Source organism: Pseudomonas sp. S2_F03, assembly GCF_054668335.1.
In genome coordinates this window covers 5,566,124-5,581,626 of record NZ_CP162759.1, presented here as the reverse complement: position 1 = coordinate 5,581,626, position 15,503 = coordinate 5,566,124, and the positions used below count along the sequence as shown (strand labels likewise).

The 15,503-nt window shown below is 59.5% G+C and carries 8 protein-coding genes and 8 pseudogenes; 11 read left to right on the top strand and 5 right to left on the bottom strand.

Annotation, left to right across the window (positions count from 1 at the left end):
- Window positions 1-102 precede the first annotated feature (102 nt).
- Together AB4N76_RS26175 and AB4N76_RS26170 are read right to left on the bottom strand one after the other, a co-directional pair.
- Window positions 103-732: a type 2 periplasmic-binding domain-containing protein gene (locus AB4N76_RS26175; protein WP_460164675.1), complete on the bottom strand. Its 630-nt coding sequence runs from the start codon at window positions 730-732 to the stop codon at window positions 103-105.
- 157 nt (window positions 733-889) lie between these two features.
- Window positions 890-1,021 (bottom strand): annotated as a pseudogene (locus tag AB4N76_RS26170) (LysR family transcriptional regulator); the annotation flags it as partial.
- Between the two features lie 71 nt (window positions 1,022-1,092).
- Between AB4N76_RS26170 and AB4N76_RS26165 the strand changes: the two are divergent.
- The gene (locus AB4N76_RS26165) at window positions 1,093-2,160 is read left to right on the top strand and encodes an AraC family transcriptional regulator ligand-binding domain-containing protein (protein ID WP_460163737.1); all 1,068 of its coding nucleotides are present in this window, start codon (window positions 1,093-1,095) and stop codon (window positions 2,158-2,160) included.
- Window positions 2,161-2,196: 36 nt separating this feature from the next.
- On the opposite strand, the gene AB4N76_RS26160 is transcribed toward AB4N76_RS26165, so the two are convergent.
- The 3 genes from AB4N76_RS26160 to AB4N76_RS26150 form a co-directional block, all read right to left on the bottom strand.
- Complete coding sequence (locus AB4N76_RS26160; RefSeq protein WP_460163736.1) at window positions 2,197-3,114, bottom strand: IS3 family transposase; 918 nt, start codon at window positions 3,112-3,114, stop codon at window positions 2,197-2,199.
- On the bottom strand, window positions 3,111-3,416 hold the full coding sequence (locus AB4N76_RS26155; protein ID WP_046033372.1) for an IS3 family transposase: 306 nt from the start codon (window positions 3,414-3,416) through the stop codon (window positions 3,111-3,113). The genes AB4N76_RS26160 and AB4N76_RS26155 overlap by 4 nt, the downstream gene beginning before the upstream one ends.
- 104 nt (window positions 3,417-3,520) lie before the next feature.
- On the bottom strand, window positions 3,521-5,218 hold the full coding sequence (locus tag AB4N76_RS26150; RefSeq protein WP_046027918.1) for a sulfatase-like hydrolase/transferase: 1,698 nt from the start codon (window positions 5,216-5,218) through the stop codon (window positions 3,521-3,523).
- Between the two features lie 387 nt (window positions 5,219-5,605).
- Between AB4N76_RS26150 and AB4N76_RS26145 the strand changes: the two are divergent.
- The 10 genes and pseudogenes from AB4N76_RS26145 to AB4N76_RS26100 form a co-directional block, all read left to right on the top strand.
- Window positions 5,606-5,782: pseudogene (locus AB4N76_RS26145) on the top strand (UDP-glucose 6-dehydrogenase); the annotation flags it as partial.
- Window positions 5,783-5,832: 50 nt separating this feature from the next.
- Window positions 5,833-6,889: pseudogene (locus tag AB4N76_RS26140) on the top strand (NAD-dependent epimerase).
- Window positions 6,886-7,632 carry a sugar transferase gene (locus AB4N76_RS26135; RefSeq protein WP_460163735.1) on the top strand — a complete coding sequence of 249 codons (747 nt, stop codon included), beginning with the start codon at window positions 6,886-6,888 and terminating at the stop codon, window positions 7,630-7,632. The pseudogene AB4N76_RS26140 and the gene AB4N76_RS26135 overlap by 4 nt, the downstream one beginning before the upstream one ends.
- On the top strand, window positions 7,633-8,280 hold the full coding sequence (locus AB4N76_RS26130; RefSeq protein WP_046027924.1) for a CpsD/CapB family tyrosine-protein kinase: 648 nt from the start codon (window positions 7,633-7,635) through the stop codon (window positions 8,278-8,280).
- A 23-nt stretch (window positions 8,281-8,303) separates the two neighbouring features.
- Window positions 8,304-9,330 (top strand): annotated as a pseudogene (locus tag AB4N76_RS26125) (polysaccharide biosynthesis/export family protein).
- A gap of 17 nt (window positions 9,331-9,347) precedes the next feature.
- Window positions 9,348-10,940, top strand: coding sequence for a GumC family protein (locus tag AB4N76_RS26120; RefSeq protein WP_046027927.1), 1,593 nt, complete (start codon window positions 9,348-9,350; stop codon window positions 10,938-10,940).
- Window positions 10,925-12,032: pseudogene (locus AB4N76_RS26115) on the top strand (glycosyltransferase family 4 protein). The gene AB4N76_RS26120 and the pseudogene AB4N76_RS26115 overlap by 16 nt, the downstream one beginning before the upstream one ends.
- Window positions 12,029-13,396, top strand: a pseudogene (locus AB4N76_RS26110) (O-antigen ligase family protein). Before AB4N76_RS26115 ends, AB4N76_RS26110 begins: the two co-directional pseudogenes overlap by 4 nt.
- A pseudogene (locus tag AB4N76_RS26105) lies at window positions 13,393-14,362 on the top strand (glycosyltransferase). The pseudogenes AB4N76_RS26110 and AB4N76_RS26105 overlap by 4 nt, the downstream one beginning before the upstream one ends.
- Window positions 14,355-15,492, top strand: a pseudogene (locus AB4N76_RS26100) (glycosyltransferase). Before AB4N76_RS26105 ends, AB4N76_RS26100 begins: the two co-directional pseudogenes overlap by 8 nt.
- Window positions 15,493-15,503: the final 11 nt, after the last annotated feature.

Genomic DNA, 15,503 nt, shown 5'->3' with positions numbered 1-15,503 from the left:
AGCTTGCTCGCGATGGCGGCATATCAGTCACATAGAGGCTGAATGTTATGGCCCCATCGCGAGCAAGCTCGGCTCCTACAGGGGTTCTGCGTTGCTTTTGAATCAGGCGCGACGCGCAAATGACTGCATCATCGCTCGCGGCTCACCCAAGGCGCGTAGCAGGCAATGCATTGCTTCTTCACGGCTGCGTTCAAAGCGGTAACGGCCCTCGATGTACAGCGCCAGCTTCAGTTCTACCGATTCGTCCAGCGGCAACGGCACCTGTTGAAGCCCGAGTACGCTGGCGACCCGGCTTGGCAGGCTCATGCCGAAGGGCTGCCGATCCGCGATCAGCTTGGCGGCCAGTGTGCTTTGGGTGTTCACCGCAATCGTTCGGCGCAGACCTTTCAAGCCCAGATGCAAGTCCACCGGGCTGAGGCCGTCGCGGCGGCTGGAAATCTGAATCTGCGGTTGCTCAAGAAAGGCTTGCAGGGTGCGCGGCGGTTCCTTGAGCGCGGTGCCATAGGCAAACACGTAATGGTCGGCCGGCAACACCTGCTTGTGCAACCCGGCGAGCCCGGCCAGCGGTTGGTCGAGGTCGATGAGGATGTCGAGTTTGCCGCTGGCCAGCTCCTGCAAGGCATCGCGACGGCGCGGCTGGAAATAGCGCACCTGCCAGTCGGCCTGGGGGGATTCGAGCAAGGCATCGAGCAGCACCGGTTGCAGGCAATCCAGGCAGCTGATGCGTAACAACGGATTGTTCTGCCGGCGCCGCCGGAATCATCCGCAAACCATCGCGCAATGATTCCAGGGCGGCGCGCACATAGTCCGCCAAACGGTGCGCGACCAGCGTCGGCGTCACGCCCAGACGGCTTTTGATGAACAGCGGATCGCCACACAATTCGCGCAGGCGGCGCAGCGCATTGCTCATGGCCGGTTGCGACAGGCACATCACTTCGGCGGCACGGGTGACACTGCGTTGCTGGTAAATGGCATCGAAGGCGAGCAGCAGGTTCAGGTCGAGCTGGCGTAAATCAAGCATGGTCTTGCTCCGGCAAATCGCTTAACGTCGAGCAGCCTAACCAGTGTCCCGGAACATGCTGTGAGCCCTACATGACAAAAAGCGATCAGCGACTGCCCCATCAACCAAGGTCCCATCAATCAAGACCGAATGCGTTTTATGCGCCGACCTTGCTGCCGGCCATCGAAGAACTGCTGGCCCGAGGCGTTGCCCGGGATACCCTCGAAGGTCTGTTTCGACGCAGCCTGTTCGAGCTGCGCACGCCCTTCATGCGCATTCCGCTGTTCCTGTCGCGGCGCTTCTGGACTTTTGCGCTGGAGCAGACCGGCGACCGTTTGATCGGTCTGGCGGCGGGCCGTCGCTTCGTTTCCACCGCCACCAACGGCCTGACCTACCTGTTCGATGTGGCGGCGTCACTGGAAAGTGCCTGCGCGTATTTCGAGCGGTTTTTCCCGTTCTTCAACGGGCATTTCCAGGCCCAGATCGTGCGCAGCGATGACGGTGTGGAATTGCGCCTGATCGACTGCGGCAGCGTGAAAGCCGGTGCGGCGACCACCGATTACATCCTCATCAGCCTGTGCAGCATGCTGCGCCGCAAGTTTCTCGCCAGTGGCCTGGAACGTGATCCGGTGTTGAGTGTTGGCCTCGCGTGGCCAAGGACCGCCAACCTGACCGATCACGAACAGGCGTTCCGCGCACCGGTGCGCTGGGCACAACCGCACCATTCGATTCGCCTGGACCGACAGTTGTTCGTGACCGCGCTGACGCCGGGCAACCATGAGCTGGAACACACACTGGTGGAGTTGCTGGAACAGACCCGGCGCAACAGCGAGCCTACGTTGCTGGAGCAAGTCAGCGACCATTTGATCGCCGATCTGGCCAGCGCCAACTGGCAGCAGTTTTGTAACGACCATCATTTGCTGGAACGCACGGCGGCACGCCGGTTAAAGGCGCTGGGCTGGAGTTTTTCGCAGCTGCAGGATGAGTACCGGCGCTGCCGCGCGGAAGATTTGTTGCAGGCGGCAGACCTGGAGTTGGTGGAGATTTCCGACCGGTTGGGCTACAGCGATGTGCAGAGTTTCAACCGCGCCTGTTTGCGCTGGCTGGGGTGTGCGCCGGGGGTGTATCGGACGCGGTGGGTGCAGCCTTCAGATGAGTGATGACCGGGCCGACGCCATCGCGAGCAGGCTCACTCCCTACATTGGATTTGTGGCGTTCACACCCCCTGTAGGAGTGAGCATGAACTGGTCAAGTAATCTCGGACACCGATTACGGTGTTTATGCCGCTTTTGCTCCATGGCTATTGGCGACAGGTAGTCGTTATAGCTATGGAGTCTGGTGCGGTTGTAGTACATGAAGAAGCGCACGATATCGGTTTTGGCTTCCTCGATCAGGCTGTAACCGCCACGAGGCACCCACTCTGACTTGAGCGTGCCGAAAAAGCGTTCTGTCGGCGCATTATCCCAGCACTGCCCGCGATGACTCATGCTTTGCAAAATGTCGTGTTGCAGCAGCTCTTCTTGAAACTTGCGACTGGTGTACTGACATCCCTGATCTGAGTGAAACATCAGTCCAGGAGGACACGTTCGTACCTCTGTCGCCATACGCAGCGCTTTGCTGACCAAGTTGGCGTCATTGACCAGAGAAAATGCCCAGCCAATAACCCTTCGGGCATACAGATCGATCACGATGGCCAGATGAACCCAACGTTTGCCCACCATCAAACTGGTGACGTCGCCACACCAAACCTGATCGATTGCAGTCGGTTTGAAGTTGCGCTTGAGCCGATTGGGCGCGACAAATGCTTCCACTCCTTTGGATCTGAAAGGGTGAGGCTGGCGTTGTTTACTGACGATATTGGCCTCTCTCATCAGCGCTCTGACAAGACTCCTTCCAGCTGTAATGCTTTGGGATTTCAGGCCTTTACTGATCATTCTGGAGCCCATGGCTTCGCGGCTTTCGCTGTGCAGCTCAACTACTTTCAGCTTGAGCTCTTCGCGTTTGCGCCTCGGTTTGGCGCGTCGCTGAATCCACTCATAAAAGCTGCTGCGCTTCACACCGAAAACACGACACACCACAGCCGTCGGGAATGACTCTCTTAGCTCTGCGATCATCGAAAACGATCGGGATCCGACATCAAGAGAGCGGTAGCCTTTTTTAGGATATCGGCTTCCATCTCCATGCGCTTGATCTTGGCTTTTAGTTCCTGGATCTGGCGCTGATCTTCGGTGATTGCCTTGGTGCCTTTGACTGGCTGCCCTTCACGTTCCTTACGAACCTGATCGACCCAGCGCCGTAAAGCGGTGGGCCCGATATCCAGCGATGCACAAACATCTGAAACCGGGCAGTTATCATCAAGCACCATGCTGGCAGCATGAAGCTTGAACTCGCGCGTATAGACCTTTCTTTCGTTCATGGAGCCTCCAAGTTGGCGAAATCATATCGCCCTTAAGAGGTGTCCGAAATTATTAGGCCAGTTCAGCAGGCTCGCGATGAGGCCGGTCCTGCCAACCTAAAACCTTACTGCCCCACCGCCACACTCGCAGGCGCCTGCGAGGGCGTCACGATGCTGTTCAGATCGATATGTTTCCACTGCGGTTGCGCCCCGAGGCGCGCATTGAACCGGTAGTTAAACGTGAATGCATCGGCCGTCGGCACGCTCAACGGTTTGCCGTACACCGCCTCAATTCCCGTCAGGTCATACCCCATCAACTGCAACAGCGTGGGGAAGATGTTGTAGTGGCTGGAGCGATCCTTGTTGACCGGCAATTGTGCCTGCCAATCCAGGGTCTTCAACGTGCTGCCCTGGATCACCACCAGCGGCACCAACCCCTCCTCTTCCACCGGGTCACCACCGCAATGGGTATTGAGCCCGGGATTGCCCCGCTCATGCAGATCCTGTCCGTGGTCCGAGGTGTATATCAGCAACGCGTTGCTCAAATCGGCTTGCACGAACACCCGTGAGAAAAACTCGCCGACGTTCCACAGCAAGGTGTTCTTGTAGGCATTGCGGTACAGCACCCAGTCATCCGGCTGACCGTTAAAACCATCACGCTTGCCGGTGTCCGCTACTTCCACAAACTGCCCGCGAGGCAAGGTCGGGCGGTACGCCATGAACGCATCCGGGTATTTATCATGCACCGGAAAATGCGCGCCGACCTTATTGATCACCACCAGTTGCGGTTGACCGTCATTCAACAGTTCGATCAGCTTGGCCGCCGCCGCCATGTCGCGGTCACGCACGCTGGTCTGGTCGAATTGCACAAACTCGTCGATGTCCTTTTTCTCGGTGTCGTTCATCAGGTTCTGCAGGTTGCCGCCGGTACGCTGGGCGTCGATGTAGACTGTGCGCAGGCCGGCCTTCTTCGCGTACTGCCAGATCGACGGCAGCGTGCTGTTGATGCGCATGTAGTCAGCACGGGTGCCACCGTAACGCAACGTGACGTTGGTATCGGCGCTGCAATTGGCGATGGATGCGGCGTAGCCGTAGTTGAAAATCTCGACACCCGGACGCGGTTCCTTGAGGTTGCTGTGCACACCGAACGGCGCGTTGATGTCCAGGTAGTTGCCGGAAATGCTCTCGTCGATGATCAGCACAATGTCGTGGCCCACAGGCTGATTGTTCCGCGCCAGGCTCACCGGCTCACGCGGGCCAACGGTGTTGTGCAAGGCTTCATAGGTAAACAGGTTCAGATAAGCCAGCGGTGTGTACATGATCGGCAAGCCCCGGGCGCCCTCGCCGGCCCGCACGAACAACACCGCACTGAGCAGCAGCACCCCGAGTACCGGCGCCGCTACCAGCAACGCACCGGGCAGCGGCATGCGCCGGCGCGGCTTAAGCCCGATGCCGAACAACAACAGCAAGCCACCGACCACGCCACTGATGATCGCGTCGCGGTACTGGTAGATCGCTTCCTGAATGAACCCGCCGGAATACACCAGCGACACGAAGCTGCTGTAGGTCAGGTAATCGGCCGTGACTCGCGTATAGACGTCGAAAAATACCGCGGACACGAACATCACCAGCGCCAATAAATGGCGAATCAGCGACTGACGAATGTAAGCGGTCATAAACAGCGCCACCGTCAATACGATAAACATGCCGCCGAACAGCAACACCGGCAAACCGAGGCCCATCGCGCTCAAACGTTCGAGGTAATAGTCATAATTCTTAAACAAATAGACAACTAACAACAGTTCTTTGAGATATCGAATCATTATCTTTCCGGTACTTGCAAAGAGCATTTGGCCAATAGATTGTCGGTTATTTTTTGACACTAGCACCGAGCCATCAAACCGCAAGAAATGTCGGACTTTTACACAGCGCGTCAAAAAAACGTTGACTCAAAACTGACACACTTGTGGGGACAGATTCCCCAATTTTGTGCACGCGAGACCGTCTATCGTTTAATTTTAATCCTAAAAACCCTTCAAAACCGCGACAAATCCAGCGCCAACAAGCACTTGATGGCATTTAGCCCCCGAAAACGGGGCTCCTTACCACAACATCATGTCATTTTGCTGACACGTTTGGCCAACGCTGGGCTATACCCCTTTTGACAGTCTTTTCTTTGTTATCTCAACCGTCTTACGAGGCACGCCGATATGGACGTGAGCGTATTTGGTACGGGCTGCGTTGGCCCGATACAAGTAACAGCACTGGCCGATGTCGGACATCGCGTCCTGTGTGTCGACATTAATTCAAACAATATCAAACAGCTGCAACAAACAGTTCCGCCGCTCTGTGAGCCGATGTTTTCCAGCACTCTGGAAGAGGGTTTGCATTACAGCGCTATCGGTTTGCAGCACATTGCACCCGAGGCACCGCGTCCATGAAGATCCTCGTCACCGGTGCCGCCGGATTCATTGGTGCCCATTGTGTGTTGCGGCTGTTGCGCGACGGGCATCAGGTATTCGGCCTCGATAATTTCAACGATTACTACGACCCGCAACTCAAACACGACCGCGTGGATTGGGTGCGCGAGCAGGCCGGCCATTTCCAGCTCGCCACGATGGACCTGGCCGATGCGTCGGCCATCGAGGCCCTGTTCGCCCGTGAAAAACCCGAGGTGGTGATCCACCTCGCCGCCCAGGCCGGGGTGCGTTACTCACTGGAAAACCCCCGCGCTTACCTCGACAGCAATTTGAGCGGCTTCCTCAATATTCTCGAAAGCTGCCGCCGGCACCCGGTCAAGCACCTGATCTATGCCTCCTCCAGTTCGGTGTACGGCGCCAACCAGCACACGCCGTACTCGGTGCAGGACGGCGTCGACCACCCGTTGTCGCTGTACGCCGCGACCAAAAGCCAATGAACTGATGGCCCACAGTTACAGCCACCTGTTCGGCATTGCGTGCACCGGCCTGCGCTTTTTCACGGTGTACGGGCCTTGGGGGCGACCAGACATGTCGCCGATCCAGTTCGCCCGCGCCATCGCCGAGGGTCAGCCGCTGAAGTTGTTCAACTACGGCGAGCATCAGCGCGACTTCACCTATATCGACGACATCATCGAAAGCATCGCCCGCCTGATCGAGCGTGCGCCGCAGGCCAATGCCGATTGGGACCGCGAGCAACCCGACCCGGCCAGCAGCATGGCGCCATGGCGCATCTACAACATTGGTGGCCAGCACCCGGTGGAACTCAAGGACTACCTGGCGCTGCTGGAGAAACACCTCGGACAAAAAGCCATCGTCGAGTTGCTGCCGCTGCAACCGGGCGATGTGCTCAACACCTGCGCCGATGCCAGCGACCTGGCGCGCGCCACCGGTTTCCAGCCGAGCATTGAGCTGGATGAAGGACTCGGGCGTTTCATCGCCTGGTTCCGCGATTACTACCCACTGCCTATCGCCCACGCGCCGTTCGCGGCTGAACATCAGCGGAGGACCCTATGACTGGACATGAAAAGAGTGTGCCCCTCGATCAATTGTGCCGAAACAAACGCCTCGATCCCGAGCACCGGATTCGCATGGACGCGGCGATTCACATGCAGGGGCGCGGCTGGATCACCGGCCGTGACGGCGGCCGGCCCTGGACGCTGTCGCGCACGAACAGGGTTTTCGCCTGTGTCGGTGCGCTGATGATCCTGGTGCTGATTTCGCCGATGCTGCTGGGCCTGGCGCTGGCGATCAAGTTCAGCAGCCCGGGGCCGGTGTTGTTCGTACAGAAACGCACCGGCTATCGCGGCCGAAAATTTGGCATGTACAAATTCCGCACCATGGTGGCTAACGCCGAGGAGCTCAAGGAGTCGCTGCGCCACCTGAACAAACACGGTGCCGACGCCATCGACTTCAAGATCGACAAGGACCCGCGCATCACCGGTATCGGCGGCTTCCTGCGGCGCAGCAGCCTGGATGAGCTACCGAACCTGATCAATGTAGTGACCGGCGACATGCGCTTGGTGGGTCCCAGGCCTACTTCATTCAACGCCTACCGCTACAAGGACAATCACCTTGCACGCCTGAGCATCTACCCCGGCATGACCGGCCTGTGGCAGATCTCCGGGCGCAGCAATATCGACTTCGACCAGCGCGTTGAGTTGGATCTCAGCTATATCGCCGAGCAGAGCCTTTTGCTTGATCTGAAGATCCTGTTGAAAACCCCCTTCAAAGTATTCAGCGGCCACGGAGCGAGTTAAATGGACGGTTCATCAGCCAAAAGCCTGAGCATTGCCAACCCGAGCGAGTCCAACCTGACGTCGACCGTGCTCGATCAAAATCTGCGGATCCTGCTGCTGACCGCCGCCAACCCCGGCGCCGGCACCACCACCAGCGCACTGGCCCTGGCCACGCAACTGGCACAGATGAGCAGCGGCCAGGTGCTGCTGGTCGACGCCAGCCAATCCTCAACCAACCTCACGCAGCAGCTGGGGCTGAGCAAAGAACGTGGTTTTCGCGACCTGATCTTCAACACCCAGAGCCCGCCGATGCTGCAGGACTGTGTAGTGAATGTCGCCAGCCTGCCCTTCGACATTTTGCCCAACGGCCGCTATGCGCACGGCACCGAACACCTGACCGCGGAAAGCATAAGCCCGTTGCTCGATCAACTCGGTAGCCGGTATCGCTTCGTGGTGATCGACGGTGACGCGGTGTATTGCGCCACCGACACGCTGGTCATCAGCACCCAGGTGGACGGCGTGATCATGGTCGTGCGCGCCGAAGACACGCGCTGGGAAGTCGCGCAAGCCGCGGTCCAGCGCCTGACCCAGGCCGGCGCGAAGCTGGTGGGCAGTGTGTTCAACCGCCGCAAGTACTACATGCCCAAATGGCTGTACAAAAACCTGTAAGCAACCAGAAAAAGGATGACGCCATGAACGCCAAAATGCTTGTCCTGCTGTTGCTGCCGCTCGCAGGTTGCTCCAGCAATACGACTGAAACCCAAATGCCGGTACAGATCCTCACGGCCACACCTGCCAACGCCCAGGCCACCGACATGCCCAAGGTCGAGCAGACTTTGCGGCCACAGGATGTGCTGGACGTGATCTTCCACATCAGTACCAGCGGCTCGGATGCCTACCGCATCCAGTCCGGTGATCAGATCGGCCTGAACTTCACCGCGGCCAGCCAGCTCAACGGCAATCAACTGGTGCTGCCCGACGGCACCATCGAATTGCCCGGCGCCAACACCTCGGTGAAGATCGCCGGGTTGTCGTCCGAAGAAGCGCGCCAGGAAATCCAGCGTGCCTATCAGCGCAAACAACTGTTCCAGCCGAACCGCAATCAGTTGACCGTGCAAGTCATCAGCCCGCTGAGCAATGAGTCCAACCTCAAAAGCGCGCTGAACCACCCCGCCACCGGCATGAGCCGGGAGATCACCGTGGGCACTGACGGCTATGCGGAGTTTCCCGGAAATCGGTGCCGTGCCACTGCAAGGCATGACCGTCAATCAACTGGAAGCCTTCCTCAACAAACGCTACGCGCAATTGCCGGGGCGGATGACCGTCGACGTGCTGCTCAAGTCCACAGCGGGCAACGAAATCTATGTGTTGGGCGAAGTCGGACAACCGGGTTCGTACCCGATTCGCCGACCAGTCTCGGTGCTTGAAGCGCTGACCCTGGCACGGGGCAGCAATGCCAAGGCGCGGCTCGATTCGGTGGTGATCATGCGTCGCAACGGCAATCAGGTTAAGGCCGTGCGTTATGACGTGGAGAAAGCCCTGGCCGGCGATGCCTCGCAAATCGCCTACCTGCAACCGGACGACATGCTCTACGTGCCCAAGACCAAACTGGCCAGCGCCGGTGAGCTCGCGCGGCAACTGGCGGACGTTGTGTTGTTCCAGGGTGTGGGCCTGAGTTTTGGCTACCGCCTCGACAACAAAGACGACAACAACAACTGACTCTCAGGTGACCTGACATGAATCCAAAGGAAAACTACCTGCATGAGTTCTTCAGGATCTTCTTCGCCAACAAGCAACTGGTGAAGCGGGTGTTCCTGGTCTTTGCAGTGATCGCCCTGGTCTTGCCGCTGCTGCTCAAACAGAGCTTCGACATCACCGCGCAAGTCATCGTGCAGTCGAAAAAACTCTCCCAGGGCGACGCCACCACATCCCTGACCGTGGACAACGCCACCTTCATTCCGCCATCGCTGGCGGACATGGAAACCGAGAGCAACATCCTGCGCTCCCCGGCCCTGATCCGGCAGACCATTGCCGAGTTACGCGACAAGGGTGAATACAGCCCCGCTCCCGGTGTGTTCAACAAACTGGTGGCTCAGCCGTTCAAGCGATTCGTCACCACGCCGCTGCGCGAACACCTGATCAACCCGGTGAGAGCCGCGCTGGGTATGGAGATCGATCCGGTGCGTGACACGGCACTGGACACATTGACCCAACAGGCGATCGATAGTTTGAAGATCGAAACCCTGCCCGGCTCCAACGTGATTTCGATCATCTACAGCTTCCCCGATCCGTCCCAGGGCACCAAATTTGTCGCGGCATTGCTGCAAAACTACCTGGCCAGCCGTCAGGAACTGCAATCGATCGACCTGCCGCAAAGCTTCTACGAAACCAAAAAGAAGCAGTACCAGACCCGTCTCGATGGCCTGGAAGGTAATCGGCTGGCCTTGCTTGAAGATGTCGCCTCCTCTGATCCCAAGGAAGAAATCACGTTCCGCCTCAACGCGATCAACACCGAGGAGCAAGCGCTCAACCTGTATCAGGATCGCCTGCTGCAAAGCCAACGCTGGCTCGACTACCTGAAAACCAGCCTGGCCGCCGCCAGCAATTCCAAACTCAACGACTACACCTTCCCCTACACCTTCACCACCACCGTGGACAACGTGGCGTTTGAAGATCGCGAGATCAAACAGATGGGTGAGGCACTGACCACTCAGGTCAGCCGCTACATGAACGACCTGGCGATCTTCCAGCCGGGCAGCGAACCGATGCTGCTGACCCGCGAGCAAATTGCCCGCACCCGCCAGCAGTTTCTGAAAGTGGTGAGCAACCGGATTCAAGAGCGCACCAACGACCTGGCAATTATCAGCTCGGTGATTGACCAGAAGACCGCGCGCATCGCCGAGTTCAAGAATCGTATCCATCAGTTGCAGGAAACCCAGAGCAAGCTGCGGCAGATGGACACCGAGATCGACGCCTTGCACGCGGCGTTCTCCACCTATGCGCAGCGCTTTGCTGAAAGCAGCACCTCGCGTTCGCTGGACAACGACTTGTCCAACGCCCGGGTCCTGAGCCCGCCGTACGAACCGACCGAAGCGGCGTTTCCAAAACCGTTGCTGATCATCCCGTTCGGCTTGCTCACCGGCTTGCTGTTGGCCATTGCACTGGTCTATGTGCGTGAGTTCTTCGATCACCGCTTCAAAGCCCCGGCGCAAATCACCCATGAACTGGGCCTGCCGGTGCTGTTGGTGATCAATGATCAAAACGTCGAGCCGACCAACCCGCACAAGAACTGGTCCGTGCCAAGCCTTGTGCATTGGGTGCGCAATTGAACGCGCCGCTCAACCCCGCCACCGCCCTGCCGATCATTCATTTGCTCAGCAGCGGTGGCTTTTATGGGGCTGAGCGGATGCTGCTGGACCATTGTCTGGCGACGCCGGGGCAGCACCAGGTGCTGTTTCTCGATGCGCCGCCAGAGCTGATCGCACGGTTTCGCCAGGCCGGCGTGGATTGCCGGGACTGCGCGGGACTCGGACCGTTGTTGGCGCATTTGCGTCAGCGCCGGGCGGAATGGCCGCTGATCAACACACACAATTTCAAAGGCCTGCTGTTTGGCTGGGTTGGCGCCACTGTGTTGCGCTTGCCGCTGGTGATCACCCAGCACGGTTTCACCCCGCGCAGCCGCAAGCAGAAATTCTACACCTGGCTGAGCCTGCAACTGTGCCGCACCGCCTCGGTGAATCGTGTGGTCTGCGTCGCCGAAAGCATCGCCGCACTGTGCCGTCAGGCCAGCGTGCGAGCGGAAAAGTTGCAGGTGATTCCCAATGGGTTGCCCGCCGCTACCAGCCTGCTTGCGCCCAACGAGAAGCGCCCGCGCTGGTTGGCCGGTTACGTCGGGCGGCTGAGCAGCGAAAAAGGCCCCGACCTGTTTCTCGATGCGCTGATTCCACTGTGTCAGCAACACCCGCAACTGGATGCCGTGATGCTCGGCGACGGCCCGGAACAGGAATCGCTGCTGGCGCGCATCAACGCGGCGGGTTTGCAGGCGCGCATCAACTTGCCGGGTTATCAGACCGACATGCATGCGTGGTGGCGCCGACTCGATGCGCTGGTGATCAGTTCGCGCACCGAAGGCACGCCGATGATTTTGCTCGAAGCGATGCAGGCCGGGGTGCCGGTGGTGGCGTTCGGTGTCGGCGGGATTCCTGATGTGCTGGAGGATCGGCACAACGGCTTGCTGGCGGCACCCGCCGACAGCGCCGCCCTCGCCCGCCAGATTGACACTTTGCTGACGGAACCGGCACTGGCCACGCAATTGGTCGACAACGCAAAACGTACCCAACTGGAGCGCTACGACCTCAAGGCATTGGCCGAACGCTGGTCGCCAGCTTTATATCCGTACCGCACGGGAGGCTCGCGCGTGATCTTTCCGCTCTCGATCGTCAGTTTGCTCGGCCTGGTTTGCCTCGGTTTGCTGGCCAGCCCTATCCGTACCTGGCACCGGGCGCGGTGCTGGGCCTGGTCGGTATCGCGATGCTGTACCGCAAACCCACCTGGGGCTTGCTCGGCATTGCGGCACTGGTGCCGTTCGAAGGGTTCTTCAAGGACAGTTCGCTGTCGGGCACCAAGTTCATCGGCGCGTCGCTGGCGCTGATCCTGATGTTGCAATTGGCCATCCACCAACTGCCGTCCGAACGCCTGCGCAGCAATATCTGGCGTTTCCTGATCGGGTTCCTGGCGCTGTACCTGCTCAGCCTGTTGAACACCGACGACATGGGCATGTCGTTGGGGCACCTGCGAGAACTGAGCGTCGGCCTGATCCTGTTTGTAATCACCCTGCTGATTGGTCGGGACCTGAACCTGGACCTGTTCGCCAAACTGGTCACCGTCAGCGTCACGATAACGTGCATGCTGGCAATGTTGTCCAGCAAATATCAGGATCAGGGCCGCGCCGCCGTGGTTGCTGGAAGACCCGAACGCCTTCGCCATGCTGATCGCCTTCGCCGTGCCGCTCGGTTTGATGTTGGCGATTCGCAGCCCAAACCTGCTGCAACGCCTGTTCTGGGGCGGGTGCTGCATTTTGCTGTTGGGCGGCATGACCAAGACCGAATCGCGCTCGGGGTTGGTGGTGTTGTTCCTGAGCCTGATGATCGGCGCGTGGCACTACCGCACGCACCTGTCGCGCATCCGTGCGCGGCACCTGGGGTTCGCCATGCTCGGCGTGGTGATTGTGATTCCACTGGCCATTTATGCGATGCCGGCGGGTTATGTCGCGCGTATCCAGTCCTTGAGCATCTTGAGCGCGGGGGCCAAGAGTCAGGACGAATCCCTCGGCCGTCGCGCCTCCTACATTGTGGTCGGCAGCGACATGATCCGGGAAAACCCGCTGCTGGGAACCGGCCCCGGGACCTTCCCAATGCATTACGCCACCACCGGTTATGCCAAGGCGTTTTCGGCCAACCGCAAAGCCGGCGATTTGTACCGCCGGGCCCACAATACTTACCTGGAAATCTTCAGTGAACTGGGGATTCCCGCCGGCCTGCTGTTTGTCGGCATGCTCGCCCTCGGCTTGTACAACCTGGCCCGCGCCCGCCGCCTGTGGCTGCAGCGCAACAATCAGGACCAAGCCGATCTGCTGACACACCTGAGCATGAGTTTTCTCTCGTTGACGCTGTTCTTGATGTTCCTCAGCGCACCGAATCAAAAGTACGTGTGGATCATGCTCGCCCTGACCAGCGTGCTGCGATTGAAAGCCGAAGATCGTTCACTGCCGGAGGCCCGGGCATGAGCCGCATCAGCATTGTCATCCCGATGTACAACGAAGCCCGCCACATTGCACGCACCCTGCTGGCCGCGCAAAAGGCCGCACATGCCGCCGACCTGGAATGCGAGTTGATTGTGGTCGACAACGGTTCCGACGATCAGGGCCCGCACATTGCCCATCAGTTCGGCGCCCAGGTGCTGGTGCAGCCCGGCTTGCTGATCGGTGCGCTGCGCAATCGCGGAGCGGCCGTTGCCAGCGGTGAATGGCTGGCCTTTATTGATGCCGACATCGAAATGCCCGAGGACTGGCTGACGCAGCTGCTCGCGATCGAAGCCACGGCGCAAGCCGATGTTTTCGGCCTGGACCTGCACACCCCGGCCGAGGCGCCCTGGTATGCCACCGCCTGGCAACGTCGCACGCTTCGCCCTTCGCGCAATGGCGCGCACGCCGTGGATTGGTTGCTCCAGTGCCAATTTGCTGCTGCGCCGCATCTGGTTCGACAAAGTCGGTGGCTTTAACGAGAACCTGCGCACCGGCGAGGACAAAGAATTCACCCTGCGTCTGCATGAAGCCGGCGCGCGCCTGCTGATCGTCAACCAAAGCGTCGCTATACATTGGGGCTACGAAGCCAATTGGCGTGAATGGATGGGCAAGGAGATGTGGCGCCAGGGCAGTCATCTGCAACTGTTGCGCACCCATGGCATAAGCCTGCGACTGTTGCGGTTTCCGCTGTTGTCACTCGCGGCCTGGGTGCTCGACTTGATGGCGATTTCTGCGCTGTTCAATGGCTTTCCGCATCATGCGGCGATCATGTTGATGCTCACTGCCCTGCCGGCACTCATGCTGAGCCTGCGTCAGAGTCACGAGCACCGCAACATCTGCCTGGTCACTCAACTCTGGGGCCTGCATTGGGTGCGTCTGCACCTGGCAGGCGCCGCATTCATCCTCAGCCTTTGTCATTGGAATGCCAGGAGGCCCGCCCGTGGCTGAATTCATTTTCTGGTTGTGCCTGTTGTTGCCGGTTTACGCCTATCTCGGCTATCCGTTGCTGCTGACCGTGCTCGCGCCACTGTTCGCAGCACCGCGCTATGGCGAGCCTGTGCCGATGAACGTGAGCATCGTGATCGCCGCCCACAACGAAGCGCGACACATTGAACACAAGCTGCGCACCCTGCTCGCCCAGGATTACCAGCCGGCCTCGTTGCAGATCATTCTGGCCAGCGACGGTTCAACCGACGACACGGTGGCCTGCGCGCTCAATGTGATGGACCCGCGCATCACCGTGCTCGACCTGCCGCGCCAGGGCAAAGCCGCGACCTTGAATGCCGGCGTGGCGTTGACCAGCGGCGATATCCTGGTGTTCACCGATGCCGACAACCAATGGTCGCGCGACACCCTCGGCCACTTGCTCGCGCCGCTGAGTGATCCGCAGGTCGGCGCCTGTGCCGGGCACATGGTGATCCCGGTCACTGGCAAAGGCTTGAGCGTCGGCGACAGCCTGTATCGGCATTACGAAGGTTGGTTGCGCAGGGTGGAAAATCGCACCGGCTGCATGGTCTCCGCCGACGGTGCCCTGCTCGCCTTGCGCCGCGAGCTGTTCCAGGACGTGCCGGCGGAGGTCAACGATGACTTCTTTATCAGTACCTGCGCACCGGTGGCCTTCAAGCGCATCGTCTATGTGCCCGAGGCGCAAGTGATCGATCACGGCGTCGATGAAGCGGACAAACACCTCTCGCCGTCGCCAGCGGGTCACCGTCGGCGGTTTGCAAAGCCTGGCGCAGCGCAGCGAACTGCTCAACCCGTTGAAGCATGGCCTGTATTCGATTGCGTTGATCAGCCACAAGTTGATCCGGCGTCTGGCGCCGATCCTGTTGCTGCCCTTGCTGCTGAGCAATTTCTGGCTGTGGGACGACCACGGTTTTTACCGCCTGAGCCTGATCGCGCAGTTGATCGGTTATGGGATCGCCGTCCTCGGACTGCTGGATTCACAACACCGTTTGCCCAAGCCCTTTCGCCTGGCCGCGTTCCTGCTGGTGACGCTTGCCGGAATGAGCATCGGCCTGTGGCAGTTCCTGCGTGGCCAGCGCTATGCCCAGTGGAATCCCGAACAGAATCGTTGAAAGGACTGCGC